Annotated in this window: 14 protein-coding genes; 6 read left to right on the top strand and 8 right to left on the bottom strand. The window is 70.6% G+C overall.

Going from position 1 to position 18228, the window contains the following annotated elements; translation table 11 throughout:
• Positions 1-133: 133 nt before the first annotated feature.
• Positions 134-823, top strand: a complete 690-nt coding sequence (locus DB32_RS24035) for a hypothetical protein (RefSeq protein ID WP_053234980.1) — start codon at positions 134-136, stop codon at positions 821-823.
• 325 nt (positions 824-1148) lie between these two features.
• Here DB32_RS24035 and DB32_RS24030 read toward each other — a convergent pair whose 3' ends face one another.
• From DB32_RS24030 to DB32_RS24020, 3 genes are all read right to left on the bottom strand, one after another.
• Positions 1149-1529 carry a DUF427 domain-containing protein gene (locus DB32_RS24030; RefSeq protein WP_053234979.1) on the bottom strand — a complete coding sequence of 127 codons (381 nt, stop codon included), beginning with the start codon at positions 1527-1529 and terminating at the stop codon, positions 1149-1151.
• A gap of 147 nt (positions 1530-1676) precedes the next feature.
• Positions 1677-3236, bottom strand: coding sequence for an acyl-CoA carboxylase subunit beta (locus DB32_RS24025; protein WP_053234978.1), 1560 nt, complete (start codon positions 3234-3236; stop codon positions 1677-1679).
• Positions 3237-3385: 149 nt separating this feature from the next.
• The gene (locus DB32_RS24020) at positions 3386-4804 is read right to left on the bottom strand and encodes an L-histidine N(alpha)-methyltransferase (protein WP_157069338.1); all 1419 of its coding nucleotides are present in this window, start codon (positions 4802-4804) and stop codon (positions 3386-3388) included.
• A gap of 118 nt (positions 4805-4922) precedes the next feature.
• Here DB32_RS24020 and DB32_RS45525 point away from each other — a divergent pair, with 118 nt between their 5' ends.
• Positions 4923-5447: a hypothetical protein gene (locus tag DB32_RS45525; protein WP_157069337.1), complete on the top strand. Its 525-nt coding sequence runs from the start codon at positions 4923-4925 to the stop codon at positions 5445-5447.
• Between the two features lie 39 nt (positions 5448-5486).
• Here the strand turns inward: DB32_RS45525 and DB32_RS24010 are convergent, their stop codons facing one another.
• The 5 genes from DB32_RS24010 to argS form a co-directional block, all read right to left on the bottom strand.
• Positions 5487-7364, bottom strand: coding sequence for an MFS transporter (locus tag DB32_RS24010; protein ID WP_053234975.1), 1878 nt, complete (start codon positions 7362-7364; stop codon positions 5487-5489).
• Positions 7361-8131, bottom strand: coding sequence for an SDR family NAD(P)-dependent oxidoreductase (locus DB32_RS24005; RefSeq protein ID WP_053234974.1), 771 nt, complete (start codon positions 8129-8131; stop codon positions 7361-7363). The genes DB32_RS24010 and DB32_RS24005 overlap by 4 nt, the downstream gene beginning before the upstream one ends.
• Before the next feature lie 58 nt (positions 8132-8189).
• Positions 8190-9854, bottom strand: coding sequence for a serine/threonine protein kinase (locus DB32_RS24000; RefSeq protein ID WP_053234973.1), 1665 nt, complete (start codon positions 9852-9854; stop codon positions 8190-8192).
• Positions 9855-10016: 162 nt separating this feature from the next.
• On the bottom strand, positions 10017-11159 hold the full coding sequence (locus tag DB32_RS23995; RefSeq protein ID WP_053234972.1) for a THUMP domain-containing class I SAM-dependent RNA methyltransferase: 1143 nt from the start codon (positions 11157-11159) through the stop codon (positions 10017-10019).
• Positions 11156-12886, bottom strand: coding sequence for an arginine--tRNA ligase (gene argS, locus DB32_RS23990; RefSeq protein WP_053234971.1), 1731 nt, complete (start codon positions 12884-12886; stop codon positions 11156-11158). Before argS ends, DB32_RS23995 begins: the two co-directional genes overlap by 4 nt.
• A gap of 71 nt (positions 12887-12957) precedes the next feature.
• Here argS and DB32_RS23985 point away from each other — a divergent pair, with 71 nt between their 5' ends.
• From DB32_RS23985 to DB32_RS23970, 4 genes are all read left to right on the top strand, one after another.
• On the top strand, positions 12958-13422 hold the full coding sequence (locus DB32_RS23985; RefSeq protein WP_053234970.1) for a hypothetical protein: 465 nt from the start codon (positions 12958-12960) through the stop codon (positions 13420-13422).
• A 28-nt stretch (positions 13423-13450) separates the two neighbouring features.
• Positions 13451-14593 carry a chorismate synthase gene (gene aroC, locus DB32_RS23980; RefSeq protein WP_053238933.1) on the top strand — a complete coding sequence of 381 codons (1143 nt, stop codon included), beginning with the start codon at positions 13451-13453 and terminating at the stop codon, positions 14591-14593.
• Positions 14590-15876, top strand: coding sequence for a GDSL-type esterase/lipase family protein (locus DB32_RS23975; protein WP_053234969.1), 1287 nt, complete (start codon positions 14590-14592; stop codon positions 15874-15876). Before aroC ends, DB32_RS23975 begins: the two co-directional genes overlap by 4 nt.
• A gap of 217 nt (positions 15877-16093) precedes the next feature.
• On the top strand, positions 16094-17935 hold the full coding sequence (locus DB32_RS23970) for an acyl-CoA dehydrogenase (RefSeq protein ID WP_053234968.1): 1842 nt from the start codon (positions 16094-16096) through the stop codon (positions 17933-17935).
• Positions 17936-18228 lie beyond the last annotated feature (293 nt).

The following is an 18228-nucleotide window of genomic DNA, read 5'->3' as shown; positions in this document are numbered from 1 at the left end:
TCCACGTCGGGGGCGCGGCGTGGTGCGCCGTCGTGCGATCGGCCGGGCCCACGTCGTCGTGGTCGTGGTCGTGGTCGGCCGTTCGATCGCGCTCTCCGCCGTGCGATAGTCGCGCGCACCAAGGGGAGGGCAGATGAGCGCAGAGAAGACACTGGGCGATGCGATCGTGGAGCGGCTCGGGGGCGTGCCGCTCGATGCGCGCGCGAAGGGCGCGGCGCGCGCGTTCACCGCGCAGCACAAGCGCTTCGCCGCCGCGGAGGACGTGAGCGACGCGAAGGCGAGCGCGCGCAGCGCCGCGCTCACGACGCTGGGCGCGATCGACGAGGCGCTCGACGCCGCGGTCTCCAGGCTCGCCGACAAGCTCGTCGGCGAAGGGATCACGAAGCGCAACGCGCCGTTCGCCGGGCTCTCGAGGCACTCGCCGTCGGAGCTCGTCGAGCTCGGGTACGGCAACGAGGTGCGCGAGGCGATCGCGCTGACCAAGGCCGTTCGCAAGAAGAAGCCGCCGCGTGAGGTGATCGTGGCGTGTGACGCGGTCGATCGGCTGGCCGCGAAGGTGAAGTCGCAGCTCCCCGCCTACGACCGCGCGCACAAGGCGTGGAAGGTCGCGATCGCCGAGCGCGACGCGCTGCTCCCCGAGTGGCAGAAGTCGCTGTCGCGCCTGCGCGTCCTCGCGAAGGCGTCGCTCATCGATCGTCCGGGCGCGTACGACGCGCTGGTCGCGCCGCCCGAGCCCATCGCGGCGCCGCGCCCCCGCCAGCGCAAGATGCCGCCCGCGCGCCCGGTCCCCGGCGAGCCCGAGGAGGAGAAGAGCGGCTCCTGAGCGCGGGTCATCCGCCTCCGGTCCGCGACGTCTGCGGAGACGAGCGCCGACCGGAGGCTCCGGTCGACGAGCAGAGCACCGCGAAACGCCGACCGGGGGCTCGGGTCGCCTCGGGATCACGCGAGGAACGCCGACCGGGAGCTCCGGTCGCCGGAGCGGACCGCGAGCAACGCGAACCGGAGGCGCCGGTCGACGAAAACCGCGCGAGAAACGCGAACCGGAGGCGCCGGTCGACGAAAACCGCGCGAGAAACGCGAACCGGAGGCGCCGGTCGACGAGCACCGCGCGAGAGACGCGAGCCGGGGGGCGCGCGCTCGCGCCGCCGCTACGGGGCGAGCTCGATGCGGATCTGCGGCATCTCGCCTTCGTAGAACGCGACGCGGTCCTTCAGCGCCGCGTGCTCGTCGTAGGGCTCCTCGTAGGTCCAGACCGCGTCGTCGAGCGTCTTGCCGCCGGTGCGCACGCGGAAGTAGTGCGCGGTGCCCTTGAAGGGACAGGTGGTCGTCGTCGCGGTGCGCTCGAGCTTGTCCATGACGACGTCGGATCGCGGGAAGTAGAAGCGAGGCGGGGCTCCGTCCTCGTCGACCTCGATCACGTCGCGCGAGTCGGCGAGCACCTCGCCGTCGATCTCGACGCGCAGGTGCTGGTCCAGCGTTCGCTCCGCGACCACGTGGTCGGGCCACTTCCGATGCCCGGGAGACTTCATCGTCGATGCTCCTTCCGGAGCCGACGGTGGACGCATGTGCCGTGCGCGAGACCCGCGAGAGAGCGCACGCGCATCGCTCGAGCGCAGCGAGCCCGTGCGCTCGCGGGCCTCGCCGAGACCCAGACGAAACGCCGCGACTGCGGCCGATCAAAGAGGAAGGTTGTCGTGCTTCTTCGGCGGGTTCTCGAGGCGCTTGTCGCGCAGCAGCCAGAGCGCGCGCGCCAGGCGCGCGCGCGTCGTGCGCGGGTGGATCACCTCGTCGACGAAGCCGAGCTCCGCGGCCTTGAACGGGTTCGCGAACTTCGAGCGGTACTCGTCGACGAAGTGCGCCTTCGCCGCGACCGCGTCCGTCGCCTTCTCGATCTCGCGGCGGTAGACGATGTTCACCGCGCCGTCGGGGCCCATCACCGCGATCTCCGCGCTCGGCCACGCGAAGTTCATGTCGCCGCGCAGGTGCTTGCTCGCCATCACGTCGTACGCGCCGCCGTACGCCTTGCGGGTGATGACCGTGATCTTCGGGACCGTCGCCTCGGCGTACGCGTAGAGCAGCTTCGCGCCGTGCTTGATGATGCCGCCGTACTCCTGCGCGGTGCCGGGGAGGAACCCGGGCACGTCGACGAAGGTGACGATCGGCACGTTGAACGCGTCGCAGAAGCGCACGAAGCGCGCGGCCTTCACGCTCGCGTCGATGTCGAGGCACCCCGCGAGGATCTGCGGCTGGTTCGCGACCACGCCGATCGGCGAGCCGCCGATGCGCGCGAAGCCGACGACGATGTTCTCGGCGAAGCGCTCCTGCACCTCGAAGAACACGCCGTCGTCGACGACCTTCGCGATGACCTGCTTGATGTCGTAGGGCTTCGCGGAGTCGCGCGGGACCAGCGTGTCGAGCTCCGCGTCCTCGCGATCCACCGAGTCGGTCGTGGGGCGGTGCGGCGGGTCCTCGTGGTTGTTGAGCGGGAGGAACCCCATCAGCTCGCGGATCGCGGCGAGGCACGACGCGTCGTCGGCCGAGGCGAAGTGCGCGACGCCGCTCGTCTCGTTGTGGGTGCGCGCGCCGCCGAGCTCTTCCTTGCTCACCTCCTCGTGCGTGACCGTTCTGATCACGTCGGGGCCGGTGATGAACATGTAGGAGGTCTTCTCGACCATGAAGATGAAGTCGGTGAGCGCGGGCGAGTACACCGCGCCGCCGGCGCAGGGCCCGAGGATCGCGCTGATCTGCGGGACGACGCCCGAGGCGAGCACGTTCGCCTGGAAGATCTCGGCGTAGCCCGCGAGCGACTCGACGCCTTCCTGGATGCGCGCGCCGCCCGAGTCGTTGAGGCCGATCACCGGGGCCCCGACGCGCATCGCGAGGTCCATGATCTTCGTGATCTTCCGGGCGTAGGCCGCGGAGAGCGAGCCGCCGAACACGGTGAAGTCCTGGGCGAACACGAAGACCTTGCGGCCCTCGATGCTGCCGTAGCCGGTGACCACGCCGTCGCCGGGGATCTTCTGCTCGGCCATGCCGAAGTCGTTGCAGCGATGGACGACGAGGCGATCCATCTCGACGAACGAGCCGGGGTCGAGGAGCAGATCGATGCGCTCGCGCGCGGTGAGCTTGCCCGCCTCGTGCTGCTTCGCGATGCGCGCGGCGCCGCCTCCTTCGAGCGCACGTCGATCGAGATCATCGAGAGCAGCGACGGGATCGAAGGGCTTCTTCACGGTCATGGCCGCGAAGGGATAGCGGAGCGAGGGTCCAGAGGGAAGGCTCGCGCGCTGCGCGACCGCGGTATCGTCGTATCGCTGCGCGGGGAAGAGAGGCGCTCGCAGCGCGGGCTCGCGACGATCGCGCGCGTGGTGTCGCTCCTCGCGTGACGTCAGCGCTTCTCGGGCTCGCTGGTGCGGCGGAGCAGCAGGTGCGCGACGCGCGGGCGTCCCTTGCTGTCGGCCACGCTCTGTTGGCGCAGGAGCTGGTAGCCGCGCGCCTCGAGCCAGCGGGTGAGCGCGGCGAGCTCGTAGCGGCGGCTGTAGAGCATCGTGAGCGCGCGCCGCTCTTCGACGAGCCAGAGGTCGTGGCAGAAGTTGCACGAGCCGGGGATGCGCGACGCGTCGTCGTCCTCGCGCAGCGTGAGGCGCATCTCGACGCGCGCGTGGCTGCGGCCGAGCGCGCTCTCCCACGCGCGATACGGGCCCTCGAGGAGCAGGCGGCGGTTGGTCTCGGCCGCGGTCTCCTGGCGATCGGTGCGCGCGAGGAGCGCGTAGAGGGGATCGCTCGAGAGCGGATCGGCGCGCAGGCCGACCTCGAGCCAGAGGAGATCGCCGGGACGCACGAGGCGCGCGAGCTTCTCGCGGAGGAAGTGCTCCTCGTCGCGCACGTTGCCGAAGACGTTGCCGAGGACGCAGACGAGGCGCCGCCCGGCGTCGGCGTCGTAGCGCTCGGTCGGCAGGCGATTGACGAAGCCGAGCGGGCCCTCCTCGAAGTCGGCGCAGAACGCGAGCACGTGGGTGCGGGGCAGGTCCTCGCGCTCGCCGACGAGCTTCCGCGCCGAGGTCGCGGCGCGCACCAGCAAGGAGATGGACACGTCGACGAGCGCCATCGTCTGCCAGGGGAGTGGCTGGCCGATGCTGCCCTCGAGCGCGTGGAGCGCCTCGATCAGCACGCACTCCTTGCTGCCCTCGCCGGGGCCGAGGCTGATCACGTCGAGCCCGCGGAGGCGACGCGAGTCGAGCCCGAGCGCCTCGGCGATCGGACCGCGGCATCCACCGCGCGCGTCGCGCGCCGAGTCGAACCAGAGGCGCGCTTGATCGCGCACGCCGCGCAGCCACGAGTCCTGCTCGTAGCCCGAGCGGATGATGCTCTCCCACGCGAGCGCGCCCTGCGCCTCGGCGTAGAGGAACTGGTGCCCGACGTAGTCGTAGTGGACGCGGTCGCGCAGCTTGCGTTGCTGCTCTGCGGGGCTCGAGCCTTCTTCGATCTCGAGCGGGCGCAGCTTCAGGTGGACCGTGGAGTCCATGAGGCTCGCGCGATCCTTGAGCTGCGCGATGCGTCCCGCCAGGGCGCGCTTCACGCCGGCGAGCTTGTAGGGCTTGAGCTCGCGCACCGCGCCGGAGCGCCAGTTCGCGACGTTCTCGACGCTGACGCCGGCGAGCGCGGCGACGTCGCGATCGCTCTCGACGCCGAGCTCGGCGCAGGTCGCGAAGAAGAGCTCGAGGAGCTGGCTCGGACCGCCGGGGCGCGAGGGGCGCGCGCTCTCGACGCCTTCACCGGCGCGATCGGGGGTTCGTCGTGAGCGCATCGTCTCGCCTCCCATCCTCTCACGCGTTCGTGCGCGCGGCGGTCTTTGGCGCGCAGGCGCTGGTCTTTCGCGGTCTCCACGAGGTCTTTGGCGCATCGGGCGTGGCACCGTCACGAGCATGCGGAAGACACGGAGAGGGATGATCGTCGGCGCGCTGCTCCTCGCGGCGTGTCAGGGCACGGGCGCGGACGCCGTCGGCGCGGATCTTCCGGCGGGGGACCCGGTGCCGATCGATCTCTCGCGGCGCGGCTCGGCGCGCTCGCGCGCGGATCTGACGTGCGAGCTGATCGCGCCGGAGGCCGAGGTCGACGCGTTCTTCGCGGCGCATGCGCGCGTGTACGTGGTCGCGGTCGGACCCGAAGACGTCGGCGAAGCGGGCGTGTTCGGCGTGTACGACGAGGACACCGCGTGCGCGGCGGAGTGCCTGGCGGTGTGCGAGGAGCGGTGGATCTGCGCGACGCTGCAGTGCGGCCCGCGCGACGCGCCGGACGGCGACCCCGATCAGATGAACGACGAGCTCGAGGACCAGGGCTTCCCGGTGCCGGGGCGCGAGCCGCGCGGCGACGAGCCGCGGGAGCCGGGCAGCGGAGGGGGCGGACCGTTCGATCCGCCCGATCCGGGCCCGATGCCGCCGGGCTTCTGAGCGGCTCGAGACCGTCGAACGATCAGCTCGCCCGCCGGTCTACCGCGCGTCGCCGCGGAGGGTCTGCACCGCGTGCTGCAGGCGCTCCGCGGTCGCGTCGGCGGGCGCGATCGCGTCGCCGACCTCGAGCTCGATCTGCGAGCGGAAGCGGCGCGGGCGCTTCGCCATCGCAGGACCGCCGCGGCGGCTGAACCAGCTGCCCCAGAGGCCCTTGAGCGCCATCGGGAAGACGGGCACGGGCGTGCTCGCGACGATGCGCTCGACGCCCGGGCGGAACGGCGAGAGCTCGCCCGTGTACGTGAGCGCGCCCTCGGGGAAGATGCAGACGAGCTCGCCCTCGGCGAGCGCGCGATCGATCTCGGCGAACGCCTTTTCGACGAGCTCGGGCTTCTCTTTGCGGCCCGCGATCGGGATCGCGCGCGCGATGCCGAACATCCACTTGAGCAGGGGGATCTCGAAGATCTTCCACCACATCACGAAGCGGATCGGGCGCGACGACGCGGCCGCGAGGATGAGCGCATCGACGTACGCGACGTGGTTGCACACGAGCAGCGCGGGGCCTTCGCTCGGGAGCTTCTCGACGCCCTTCACGCGGAGCCGATACATCGTGTGCATCAGCAGCCAGACGAGGAACCGGAAGAGGAACTCCGGCAGCAGCGTGTAGATGTAGAGCGCGACGAGCGCGTTCATCACGCCCGCGGCGAGGAAGAGCTGGGGGATCGTGAGGCCGAGGCCGAGCAGCACGATCGCGACGCCGGCCGCGCCGACGATGAAGATCGCGTTGACGATGTTGTTCGCGGCGATGATGCGCGAGCGCTTCGTCGGGTCGCTGCGGTGCTGGATCATCGCGTTGAGCGGCACGCTGTAGAAGCCGCCGAACACGCCGAGCAGCGCGAGGTCCATGAGGATGCGCCAGTTGCTCGAGTCGGCGAGCACGGCGAAGGGGCCTTCGACGACGGCGGGCGCGACGTGCCACTCGCTCGCGAGGAAGAGATCGATCGCGAAGAACGTGATGCCGATCGATCCGAAGGGGACGAGGCCGAGCTCGATCACGCGCCCGCTGAGGCGCTCGCAGAGCAGCGAGCCGATGCCGACGCCGAGCGAGAAGACGATGAGCAGGAGCGTGACGACCTCGGGCGAGCCATGGAGCACGTCCTCGACGAAGCCCGGGAGCTGCGCGAGGAAGAGCGCGCCGACGAACCAGAACCACGAGTTGCCGAGCACCGAGAGCCAGACCGCGCGGTTCTCGCGCGCGTACCCGATGACGCGCCAGGTCTGGACGAGCACGTTCGGATCGATGCGCAGGCCCGGCATCGCCGACGGGACCTGGGGCACGCCACGGCTCGCGACGTAGCCCGCGACCGCGACGACGACGATCGTGATCGCGACGGCGTGCACGCCCCAGCCCGCCTGCGCGACGAGCACGCCGCCGAGCATCGTGCCGCCGAGGATCGCGACGTACGTGCCCATCTCGACGAGGCCGTTGCCGCCGACGAGCTCGTCCTCGCGCAGCACGGAGGGCAGGATCGCGAACTTCACCGGCCCGAAGATCGCGCTCTGCAGCCCGAGCATGAAGAGCAGGGCGAGCAGGAGGATCGCGCTGCCCGAGAAGAGCGCGAACGCGGCGACGATCATCACCGCGATCTCCATGAGCTTCGTCCAGCGCACGAGGCGCGACTTCTCCATCTTCTCGGCGAGCTGACCGGCCGTCGCGGAGAAGATGAAGAAGGGCAGGATGAGCAGGCCGCTCGCGAGGTTCACGAGGGCGTCGCGCGAGAGCGAGACGTCGCTCGGTGGCGTGAGCGTGAAGAGGATGACGAGCGCGTTCTTGAAGACGTTGTCGTTGAACGCGCCGAGGAACTGGGTCCAGAAGAAGGGCGCGAAGCGCTTCTCGGCGAGCAGGCGGGACTGGCTCACTTGGGTGCCATGCGCAGCGCGCCGTCGATGCGGATGACCGTGCCGTTGAGGTACGCGTTGTCGACGATGCTCAGCGCGAGGCGCGCGTACTCGGTGGGATCGCCGAGGCGCGAGGGGTTCGGGATCGCTGCGGCGAGCGACTTGCGCGCTTCTTCGGGCAGCGCCGCGAGCATCGGCGTGTCGAACGTGCCGGGCGCGATGGTCATCACGCGCACGCCGACCTTCGCGAGGTCGCGCGCGGCCGGCAGAGTCATCGCGACGACCGCGCCCTTGCTCGCGCTGTACGCGACCTGACCGATCTGTCCTTCGAACGCCGCGACCGACGCGGTGCCGATGATGACGCCGCGTTGTCCGTCGGGCAGCGGCGTGGCCTTCGCCATCGCGGCGGCGGCGAGGCGCAGCACGTTGAACGTGCCGACGAGGTTCACGTCGATGACCTTGCGGAAGAGGTCGAGGTCGTGCGGCTTGCCGTCCTTGTCGACGGTGCGCGCGGCCCAGCCGACACCGGCGCACGCGACCGCGACGCGGAGCGGACCGCGCGACGCGGCGCCGTCGATCACCGCGCTCATCGCGGCGCCGTCTGCGACGTCGGCGGGCGCGGCGAACGCGCGATCACCGCCGATCGACGTGGCGAGCGCCTTCGCGCGATCGGCGTCGCGATCGACGATCGCGACCGTCGCGCCGCGCGCTGCGAGCGCCTCCACCGTGGCGCGTCCGAGCCCCGACGCGCCGCCCGTGACCAGTGCGACCGAACCGTGCAGATCCATGCGCGGGATCTAACCCGACCGAGCACCGCCGCGGAAGCGCGCCGAGCGCGTCGCCCGGTCAGTACGGGCTGTCGCGGTAGCCTTCGACGCGGGTGTCGCCGCTGCCGCTCTCGTCGCCGCCGCCACCACCGCCACCGCCGCCCGGGCGACGGATCAGCGTGAGGCGCGCCTCGACCTCCATCGACGTCCCGTGCACGACCTGCGTGACGGTCGTCGGTCGGAAGCCGGGCCGCGAGAACACGAGCTCGAGCTCGCGGCCCTCGGTCGCGAGCTCACCGACGAGCTCGACCTGCGCGGGCGTCGGGCCGTACTCGCGGCCCGCGATCTCGACCGTCGCACCCGGCGGGGTCGAGCGCAGCGAGACCATCAGCGTGTGCACCGGCTCCGCGGGCTGCGGCGTGGTCGTCGTGGTCTGGGGCGTCGGCGCCGTCACCGCGCCGAGCGCGTCGGTCGGCGGCGCTTCGGGCTGCGGCGGCGATCCCGTCGTCGGCGTCGGGAGCACCGTCGTGTCCACTGTCGCGCCGCCACCGATCATGCCGGTCGCGTACGCTCCGATGCCGCCGACGGCCGCGAGCACCGCGACGATCGCGAGCGCCATCGGCGCGTTCGACTTCTTCTCCTCGGGCGCCGCGCTCGTCGGCGCGGGCGGGAGCGCGCCCGAGGGCATCCCGGCGGGCGGCGACTGCGGACCGACCGTGTGCACGCCGCTGATCGGCGTCCCACCGGTCGACATCGAGAGATCGACCTCGCGGCTGTGCGACGCCGTGAGGTGGAGGCCATCGCCGCCGCCCTGCTTCAGCGCGACGAGCAGCGCTTCCATGTCCGGATAGCGATCGGTGGCCTTCTTCTCGAGGCACTTGAAGACGACCGCCTGCAGCTCCGGCGGGATCGGCGGCTTGCCGGAGGGCACCGTCATCGGCGGCACCGGCTCGCGCACGTGATCCATCAGGATCTGCATCTGGTTCTCGCGGTTGAACGGCACGCGGCCGGTCAACATCTCGTAGAGCATCACGCCGATGGCGTAGATGTCCGTGCGGCCGTCGACGTGCTCGCCCTGGATCTGCTCGGGCGACATGTACTTGGGCGAGCCCATGAACACGCCGGCCTGCGTGAGATCCTCGTCGGGGTTCTGACCGTCGATCTCCTTGACGAGACCGAAGTCGAGCACCTTGACGTAGTCCTCGCCGTCGCGGTCGACCAGCATCACGTTGCCCGGCTTCATGTCGCGATGGATGACGCCGAGGCGATGCGCTTCGCGGAGCGAGCGACAGATCTGCTTCGCGATGTTGATCGCGCGGTCGCCCGCGAACGGGCCTTCTTGGGTGAGCGCGCGCTTCAGGGTGCGCCCGTTCACCAGCTCCATCGCGATGTAGTAGATGCCGCCGTCGCCCTGACCGTAGTCGAACACCGTGACGGTGTTCGGGTGCGTCAGCTTCGCGACCGTGGCGGCCTCGAGGAAGAAGCGCTTCCGGAACTCGGGATCCTTCTCCTCGTCGTGCTTGAGCGAGAGGATCTTGATCGCGACGAGGCGACCGAGCGGCGCCTGCTCGGCCTTGTACACGACGCCCATGCCGCCGCGCGCGATGGGCGAGAGGATCCGGAAGCGATCGGAGACGACCTTGCCGATGAGAGGGTCGGTCTCGCCCGTCTTCCCCGTGCGTGCCGGCGGAGCGCTGATCTCCTCCGGAGCGACGGCGTTGTCCTTCGGGCTCGGGACGCTCATGCGGGAAAGGACCCCCTCTGACGACGGGTCATTGGGTTCCCCGACCCCGATGATGTCGTCCAGCCGAGTGTACCCCAAATGCACTGTTCGTCTATAGACACGTTGTTTCCAGCCCTGGCGTACACGGGCCGTCGAAACGGTGGGGTTTCGTGGGGTCCGGGGTCAGCACTCCCAGGTCAGTAGGCGACACTCGATGGCGCCATTGAAGAGCCGGTGGGACGCGACGGGCTCCGGGAGAAGACCTTCGGGCGGCGGCGCCTGGAGCAAGAGGCTCAGTCGGTGGCCGCGGAGCGCGGGACGGATCGCGGCGAGCTCGTCCCAGAAGGCGCGCACGTCGAGGCGCACGCCGTAGGGCGGGTTCGCGACGAGCTCGGTGGGCGTGCGCGGGAGCGCGAGATCGCGGAGCGAAGCACGCCGGAAACGCGCGCGAGACGCAGCGCGCTTCGCGTTCGACTCGGCGAGCGAGACCGCGCGCGGATCGACGTCGAGACCGAGGATCTCGGGGCCGCTCGGGCGCTCGTTCGCGCGTGCCTCGTCGCGCATCGCGCGGAACGCGGCGCGCTCGCGCGCGTCGTGGCTGGCCCAGCGCTCGACGCCGAAGCGATCACGCGCGATGCCGGGCGCGACGTCGCGCGCCCATAGGTCGGCCTCGATGGGGATCGTGCCCGAGCCGCAGGTGGGATCGATCAGCGGGCGCTCGCGATCCCAGCCCGAGAGGCGCAGCACCGCGGCGGCGAGCGTCTCCTTGAGCGGCGCTTCGCCGATCGCGCGGCGCCATCCACGTCGGTGCAGCGACTCGCCCGAGACGTCGAGGTGCACCGACGCTTCGTCCTTCGCGATGTGCACGAAGATCGCGACGTCGGGATCCTCGCGATCGACGTTGGGCCGCGCGCCGGTGTGATCGCGCAGACGATCGACGATCGCGTCCTTCGTCTTCTGCGCGACGAACGCGGTGTGGGTCAGCGCGCTCTGCTTGCTGATCGCGCTGACCGCGAGCGTGTGGCGCGGCGTGAGCCAGCGCTCCCATTCGACGTCGCGCGTGCCGGCGTAGAGCGCCTCGCCGTCGGGCGCGGGGAAGCGCGCGATCGGCATCAGCACGCGCACGCCGATGCGCGAATGAAGGCACGCGCGGAACGCGTGATCGATCGTGCCCTCGAAGCGCGCGCCGCCGCGATCGGCGCGCACCTTGTGGAGGCGCAGCTCGCGCAGCTCGTCCTTCAGCGCGAGCTCGGTCCCCGCGGCGCAGGTGACGAAGAACGGCTGGAAGCGGTCTTCGCGCGCCGTGCCCTCGACAGCCTCGCTCACATGCGCTCGAGGACTTCGATGCCGAGCAGCGTGAGGCCGCGGCGGAGCTGACGCGACGTGATCGCGGTGAGCGCGAGGCGCGACTCGCGCGTGGCGCCCTCGCTCTTCAGGACCTGGCACGCCTCGTAGAAGCGGCTGAAGTCGCTCGCGACCGCATAGAGGTGATCGCAGAGCAAGTGCGGCTGGCAGGTGTCGGCCGCCGCGTGCACGACGTCCGCGAACTTCGCGAGCTGGCGCGCGAGCGCGAGCTCGGCGGGCTCGGTGAGCGTGATCGAAGCGGGCGCGAAGCTCGCGAGATCGATCCCGCCGGTGCGGAAGATCGAGCCGCCGCGCGTCGCCGCGTACTGGAGATAGGGCCCGGCGTTGCCCTTGAACTCGATGAGCTTGTCGAAGTCGAACTGGTAGTCGCTGAGCCGGTTCTGGCGCAGATCGCTGTACTTCACCGCGCCGATGCCGACCGCCCTCGCGACCTTCGGCATGTCTTGTTCGCTGATGTCGATGCCCTGCTCGCGCACACCGACCGCCGCGCGCGCTTCTGCCTCGTCGAGCAGCGACGCGAGCGTGAGCGCGTTGCCCTCGCGCGTCGCGAGCGCGGTGCCGCTGCTGCCGAGCACCATGCCGAAGCCGACGTGCTCGAGCTGCATCTGGATGCCGAGCATCTGCACGACGCCGAAGAGCTGCTCGAAGTGCTGCGACTGGCGCGAGTCGACGACGTAAATCGAGCGTTCGACGCCGAGCGACTTGCGGTGCTCGACCGTCGCGATGTCGCTGGTCGAGTAGAGGAACGCGCCGTCCTTCTTGCGGATGAGGAACGGCGTCTTCTGCTTCGCGAGCTTGTTCGGGACGTTCTCGAGCTCGTTGAAGAAGATGCAGATCGCGCCCTGGTCCTCGCGCGCGAGGCCCTTCGCGAGCAGCTCGTCGACGACGCCCGGGAGCATCGGCTCGTAGAAGCTCTCGCCCTTCCACCAGTCGAACGAGACGCCGAGGCGCTCGTAGACCTTGTCGTTCTCGGCGCGCGTGATCGCGACGAAGCGCTCCCAGAGCGCGCGGTTCGCGGCGTCGCCCGACTGCAGCTTCGCGAGCTCGCGGCGCGCCTCGTCCGCGAACGACTCGTCGTCCTTCGCGCGCTTCTTCGCCTCCACGTAGATGCCCTCGAGCTGCGCGAGCGAGAGCGACGCGACCGCGGCGTCACCGCCGCCGAACGCGCGCAGGCCCGCGATGAGCAAGCCGTACTGCGTGCCCCAGTCGCCGAGGTGGTTGTCGCCGATGACCTCGTGGCCCTGGAAGCGAAGGAGCTGCACCAGCGCGTGGCCGATGATCGTCGAGCGCAGGTGGCCGACGTGCATCTGCTTCGCGATGTTCGGGCTCGAGTAGTCGACGACGATCTTCTGCTTCGTCTCGCTCTCGGGCACGCCGTCGCGCGCGTCCTTCAGCGACTCCGCGAGGCGCGCCGCGATCCACGCGTCGGCGAGGCGGATGTTGAGGAACCCGGGGCCCGCGACGGTCGCCTCCGCGATCGCTTCGTGCGAGCGCAGTGCTTCCGCGACCTTCTCGGCGAGCTCGCGCGGCGGACGCTTCTGCTGCTTGGCGAGCGGCATCACGCCGTTCACCTGGTAGTCGCCGTGCTTCGGGTCCTGCGTGGGGCGCAGGATCGCGGGCGCCTTCACGCCCAGGGTGTCCTCGATCGCCTTTCCGGCGAGAGCATCGAGGAAGCGTTCGATCCGCATAGGCGCGCGTTCTTACCACCGAGCGCGTCGGACTGCATGATCCCGGGCGCCGGACGCGATATCGTCGCGCGGTGCGCGGGATCGTGTGCGCCGTCGGCGTGGGGCTCGGAGTGGCTTCGGTGGTCGTGACGTCGCTCGCGGCGTGCTCGTGCGACAACCCGTCGCCGCCGGTGATGTCGTCGTGCGATCGCGCGTCGGCGGGCGCGGTGAGCGCGATCGAGATCCAGCGCGTCGAGGAGATCCACGGGACGCAGGGCGGCACGCACCTCGAGGTCGACGTGCGCGTGGTCGGGAGCGCGCTCGGTGCCTGCATCGCGCAGCGCACCGAGCTGCGCGGACCTTCGGGCGTCGTGGAGACGAACGCGTCGAACGTGCCGCTGCGCGGGAGCGACACCGACGCGACGAGCGCGCCCATCCTGCTCTTCCCGCCCACGGCGCCGTCCATCTCGGACGTGCCGCTCACGCTCGTCGTGGAGATCGGCGGGCGCACCGCGGCGCGCGAGCTCGAGACGCTCGCGCAGGATGGCGGGCCCTGAGGCGCCGCGCGTTCTAGACTCGCCGCCGATGCCGGGCTCGAGCTTCGGACAGGCGTTCCGCGTCACCACCGCGGGCGAGTCGCACGGACCGGGGAACGTCGTGATCGTCGACGGATGTCCCCCCGGTCTCGCGCTGAGCGAGGAGGATCTCCGCCCCGATCTCGCGCGCCGCAAGCCCGGCCAGAGCGTGCTGACCACGCAGCGCATGGAGAGCGACGAGCCGGAGATCCTGAGCGGCGTCTACGAGGGGCGCACCACCGGCACGCCGATCGCGATCCTCGTGCGCAACACCGATCAGCGCAGCAAGGACTACGCGTCGATCGCCGAGGTCTATCGCCCCGGCCACGCCGACTACACCTACGACGCGAAGTACGGCTTCCGCGATCCGCGCGGCGGTGGTCGCTCGAGCGCGCGCGAGACGGTGGCGCGCGTCGCTGCGGGCGCGATCGCGAAGAAGCTGATCCACGAAGCGTTCGGCGGTCGCGTGATCGCGTACGTGAAGCAGGTCGGCGACGTCGTCGCGAAGATCGACGATCCGGCGAGCGTCACGCTGGCCCAGGTCGAGACGCTGCCCGATGGATCGCCGAACCTCGTGCGCTGCCCCGATCCCGACGCGGCGGCGCGCATGGTCTCGCTCATCGACGAGGTGCGCCGCGATCTCGACTCGATCGGCGGCGTGTCGGAGATCGTCGCGACGAACGTGCCCGCGGGGCTCGGCGAGCCGGTCTTCGACAAGCTGCGCGCCGATCTCGGCAAGGCGCTCTTCTCGTTGCCCGCGGTGCTCGGCGTGGAGTTCGGCAGCGGGTTCGCGAGCGCCCGCATGCGCGGCAGCGCGCACAACGACGTGTTCCTCGCGGCGGCGCGCGAGACCTCGCCGCCCGACGTGCCGACGCTGCGCACCGCGAGCAACCGTCACGGCGGGATGCTCGGTGGCATCTCGAGCGGGATGCCGATCGTGATGCGCGCCGCGATCAAGCCGACGAGCTCGCTCGCGCGCGAGCAGGACACCGCGGACGTGCACGGACGCGCCGCGACGCTGCGCACGAAGGGACGACACGACCCGTGTCTGCTCCCGCGCTTTCCTCCGATCGGCGAGGCGATGGTCGCGATCGTGCTCGCGGATCACTGGCTGCGCTGGACCGGCTCCCGGCGGGTGTCGTCGTCGACGTGATCGCGCGCTGTGTCGTTCCGCTGATCGCGCTCGCGATCGGATGTGGCGCCGCGGACGCCGACGAGCGCGGGTCGAGCATGCCGCTCGCGCCCACGTCGCCGGGTGAGCTCGCGCGCGCCGCGCTCGACGATCTCCCCGATCGGCCGACGGACGGGCTCACCGGCGATCTCGTGCTCGAGGACCCGAGCGGTCACGCGCTCGACGCGCTCCATGCCGCGCTCGCGCGCGCCGCGCGCGGCGAGCACACCGCGCGGCTCTCGTTCTACGGCGGCTCGCACACCGCGAGCGATCTCTACACCGGCGTGATCCGCGCCCGGCTGCAGCAGCACTTCGGCGATGCGGGCCACGGCTTCGTGCTCGCGATGCCGCCGATCGATCGCTACTGGCAGCAGGGCGTGCGCATCGCCGACGCCGAGGGCTGGACGATGCTGCAGCCCTCGAGCAAGCGCATGGGCGTCGAGCACTACGGGCTCGCGGGCATGGCGTTCGAGGCGACCGAGCCCGCGTGGGCCGACGTCGAGACCGAGCACGGCGCGAGCGCGTCGCGCATCGAGATCATGTACCTGCGCCAGCCCGGCGGCGGCGCGCTCGAGGTGGAGATCGACGGTGAGCCCTCGCGCGCGCTCGACACTGCGAGCGACACGATCGCGCCTGCGATCGAGCGCATCGAGGTGCCGTTGGGATCGCATCGCGTCTCGCTGCGCACGCGCGGCAGCGCGCCGGTGCGCGTCTTCGGCGTGGTGCTCGAGCGCGATCGGCCGGGCGTGATCGTCGATCAGCTCGCGATCGCCGGCGCGAAGGCGCGCCATCAGCTGCTCTGGGACGAGGGGACGTGGAGCGCGCTGTGGGCGCCGCGCCCGCCCGACCTGATCGCGCTCTCGTACGGCAACAACGAGCTCGACGATCACCACCTCGCGTTCGCGCAGCACGAGCAGCACTTCGTCGACGTGCTCGAGCGGCTGCGCAGGCACTCGCCGGGCGCGTCGTGCCTCGTGATCGGGCCCTCGGAGCGGCAGGTGCGCGGTGAGCGCGGCGAGTGGAAGCGCCCGGGCGCGCTGCCGCTCTTCGTCGCGATGCAGCGGCGGGTCGCGCACGCGAACGGCTGCGCGTTCGTCGACGTGCTCGCGTGGCAGGGCGGACCGGGCGCGGTGGAGCGCTGGCTCGCGGCCGATCCGCCGCTCGAGCGCGACGATCGCATGCACTTCACCGAGCAGGGATATCGACGGCTCGGGGCCGATCTGCTGCGCGTGCTGCTCGCGGGAATGGCCGCCGAGCCGAGCTGACTCCGTCAGCAACTCATGCCTGCGTCACGCAGCGATCCGCGGGCCTCGGCAAACAGCGGAAAAACATCGCGTTTCCCGCCCATTTCGGCTTGACGCACTGCGTCGCACCCCATACTCCTGTTGACTGAGCCGCGGTTCAGTTTCGTGAGAGACGCGCCAGCGGCCCGATCCCGAACGCATCGAACGGCAGCCGACGCTTCCTAGGAGTGAGGTGCAGATGTCGCAGGCCCAGAATCGGTACAAGGCGGACCTTCGCGAGCTCCAGTTCCTGGTCTTCGAGCAGTTCGGCCTCCGTGACCTACTCTCGAAGGAGCCGTTCGCGGCGTGGGGCGAGGACGAGGTCCGCATGGTCCTCGACGAGACCTACAAGTTCGCGACCGAGGTGCTGGGCCCGCTGAACGGCGTCGGCGACCGCGAGAAGTGCAAGCTGATCGACGGCAAGGTGAAGACCCCGACGGGCTTCCCCGAGGCGTGGAAGAAGCTGTACGAGGCGGGCTGGCGACAGCTCTCGGGCAGCGAGGAGTTCGGCGGACAGGGCGCGCCGCGCACGCTGCAGGTCCTCGTCGAGGAGATGTTCAGCGGCGCGAACGTCGCGTTCATGATGTACCCCGGCCTGTCGCTCGGCGCGGCGGAGCTCATCGATCACTGCGGCACCGACGAGCAGCGCAAGCTGTTCGCGTCGCGCATGTACGGCGGCAAGTGGGGCGGCACGATGTGCCTCACGGAGCCGCACGCGGGCTCGGACGTCGGCGCGGCGCGCACGACGGCGAAGGCGCTGCCCGACGGCACGTACAAGATCCAGGGCACGAAGATCTTCATCTCGGGCGGCGATCACGACTGCGCCGACAACATCGTGCACCTCGTCCTCGCGCGCATCGACGGCGCGGAGGCGGGCACGAAGGGCCTCTCGCTCTTCATCGTGCCGAAGTACCGCGTCGACGCGAGCGGCAACCTCGGTCAGCCGAACGACGTCAAGGTCGCGAGCATCGAGCACAAGATGGGCATCAACGGCTCGGCGACCTGCGTGATGCAGTTCGGCGAGGAGGACAGCTGCGTCGGCGTCCTGGTCGGCGGCGTGCCGCACCAGGGCATGAAGCAGATGTTCCAGATGATGAACTACGCGCGCATCGGCGTGGGCATCCAGGGCCTCGCGATCGCGGGCGCGGCGTACCTCTCGGCGCTCGAGTACGCGAAGGATCGCAAGCAGGGCTCGAGCATCACGGCGTGGAAGGACCCGACCGCGCCGCGCGTCGCGATCATCGATCACCCCGACGTGCGCCGCATGCTCCTCGGCATGAAGGCGAAGGTCGAGGGCATCCGCGCGCTGATCGTGAAGCTCTCGATGCACCAGGACCGCGCGACCGCGCTCGGCGGCAAGAACGACGAGCAGGCCGCTTACCACCAGGGCCAGGTCGAGCTGCTCACGCCGATCGTGAAGGCGTACGCGAGCGATCAGGCGTTCCGCGTCTGCGAGGACGCGATCCAGGTCTACGGCGGCGCGGGCTACTGCCAGGACTACCCCGTCGAGCAGTACCTCCGCGACTCGAAGATCTTCTCGATCTACGAGGGCACGAACCACATCCAGGCGCTCGACCTCGTGGGCCGCAAGCTCGGCCAGGCGGGCGGCAAGCACACGCAGGAGTTCTTCGCGGACATCGGCAAGTTCGTCTCGGCGAAGCAGGAGGACGCGGTCCTCGGCGCGTCGGTGAAGAACCTCGCGAAGGCGCAGGAGGCCGTGGGCAGCGCGGCGTTCCAGTTCCTCGGCTGGTTCAAGGGCGGCGAGATGGCGAAGGTGCCGCTCAACGCGAACCGCTTCCTCGAGATGATGAGCGAGCTCGCGGTCGGCTGGCTGCTGCTCGAGGGCGCGGCGATCGCGTCCGACGCGCAGAGCAAGCTGACGAAGGACCAGAAGGACTGGTTCTTCTACGAGGGGAAGAAGCAGGCCGCGATCTTCTACGCGCAGAACGTGCTGCCCGAGGTCGTCGCGAAGGCGAAGATGCTCGGCAACGGCGACAAGAGCGCGCTGGAGATTCCGGACGAGGCGTTCGCGACCGTGTGAAGGGGATCGCGGGCTGGTGACATGAAGGGGCTCGGCGGTGACGCCGGGCCCTTTCTCGTTCCGTCGTGTACGCGCGGCGGGGGGAGGGTCGCAGCACGAGCTTGGTGAGATTTTCGGCCTCTTCGCGGGCGCCACGTAGGGGAAAACCTGGACGACCGAAGGTCAGGTCCCCGGTAACTTTGCCGAGAGGAGGCACGACGTGTGGAGCCGATCGCAGCGAGCGCGCGTCGTGAGGAACCGGTGATCCGCCGGTCGAGCCCCGAACGCGCGGCGATCTCTCCAGAGAGCGCCGA

It is taken from the genome of Sandaracinus amylolyticus, from assembly GCF_000737325.1.
Classification (GTDB): domain Bacteria; phylum Myxococcota_A; class Polyangia; order Polyangiales; family Sandaracinaceae; genus Sandaracinus; species Sandaracinus amylolyticus.
The sequence above is the reverse complement of the archived record's forward strand: the minus strand, read 5'-3'. Positions and strand labels throughout refer to the sequence as shown.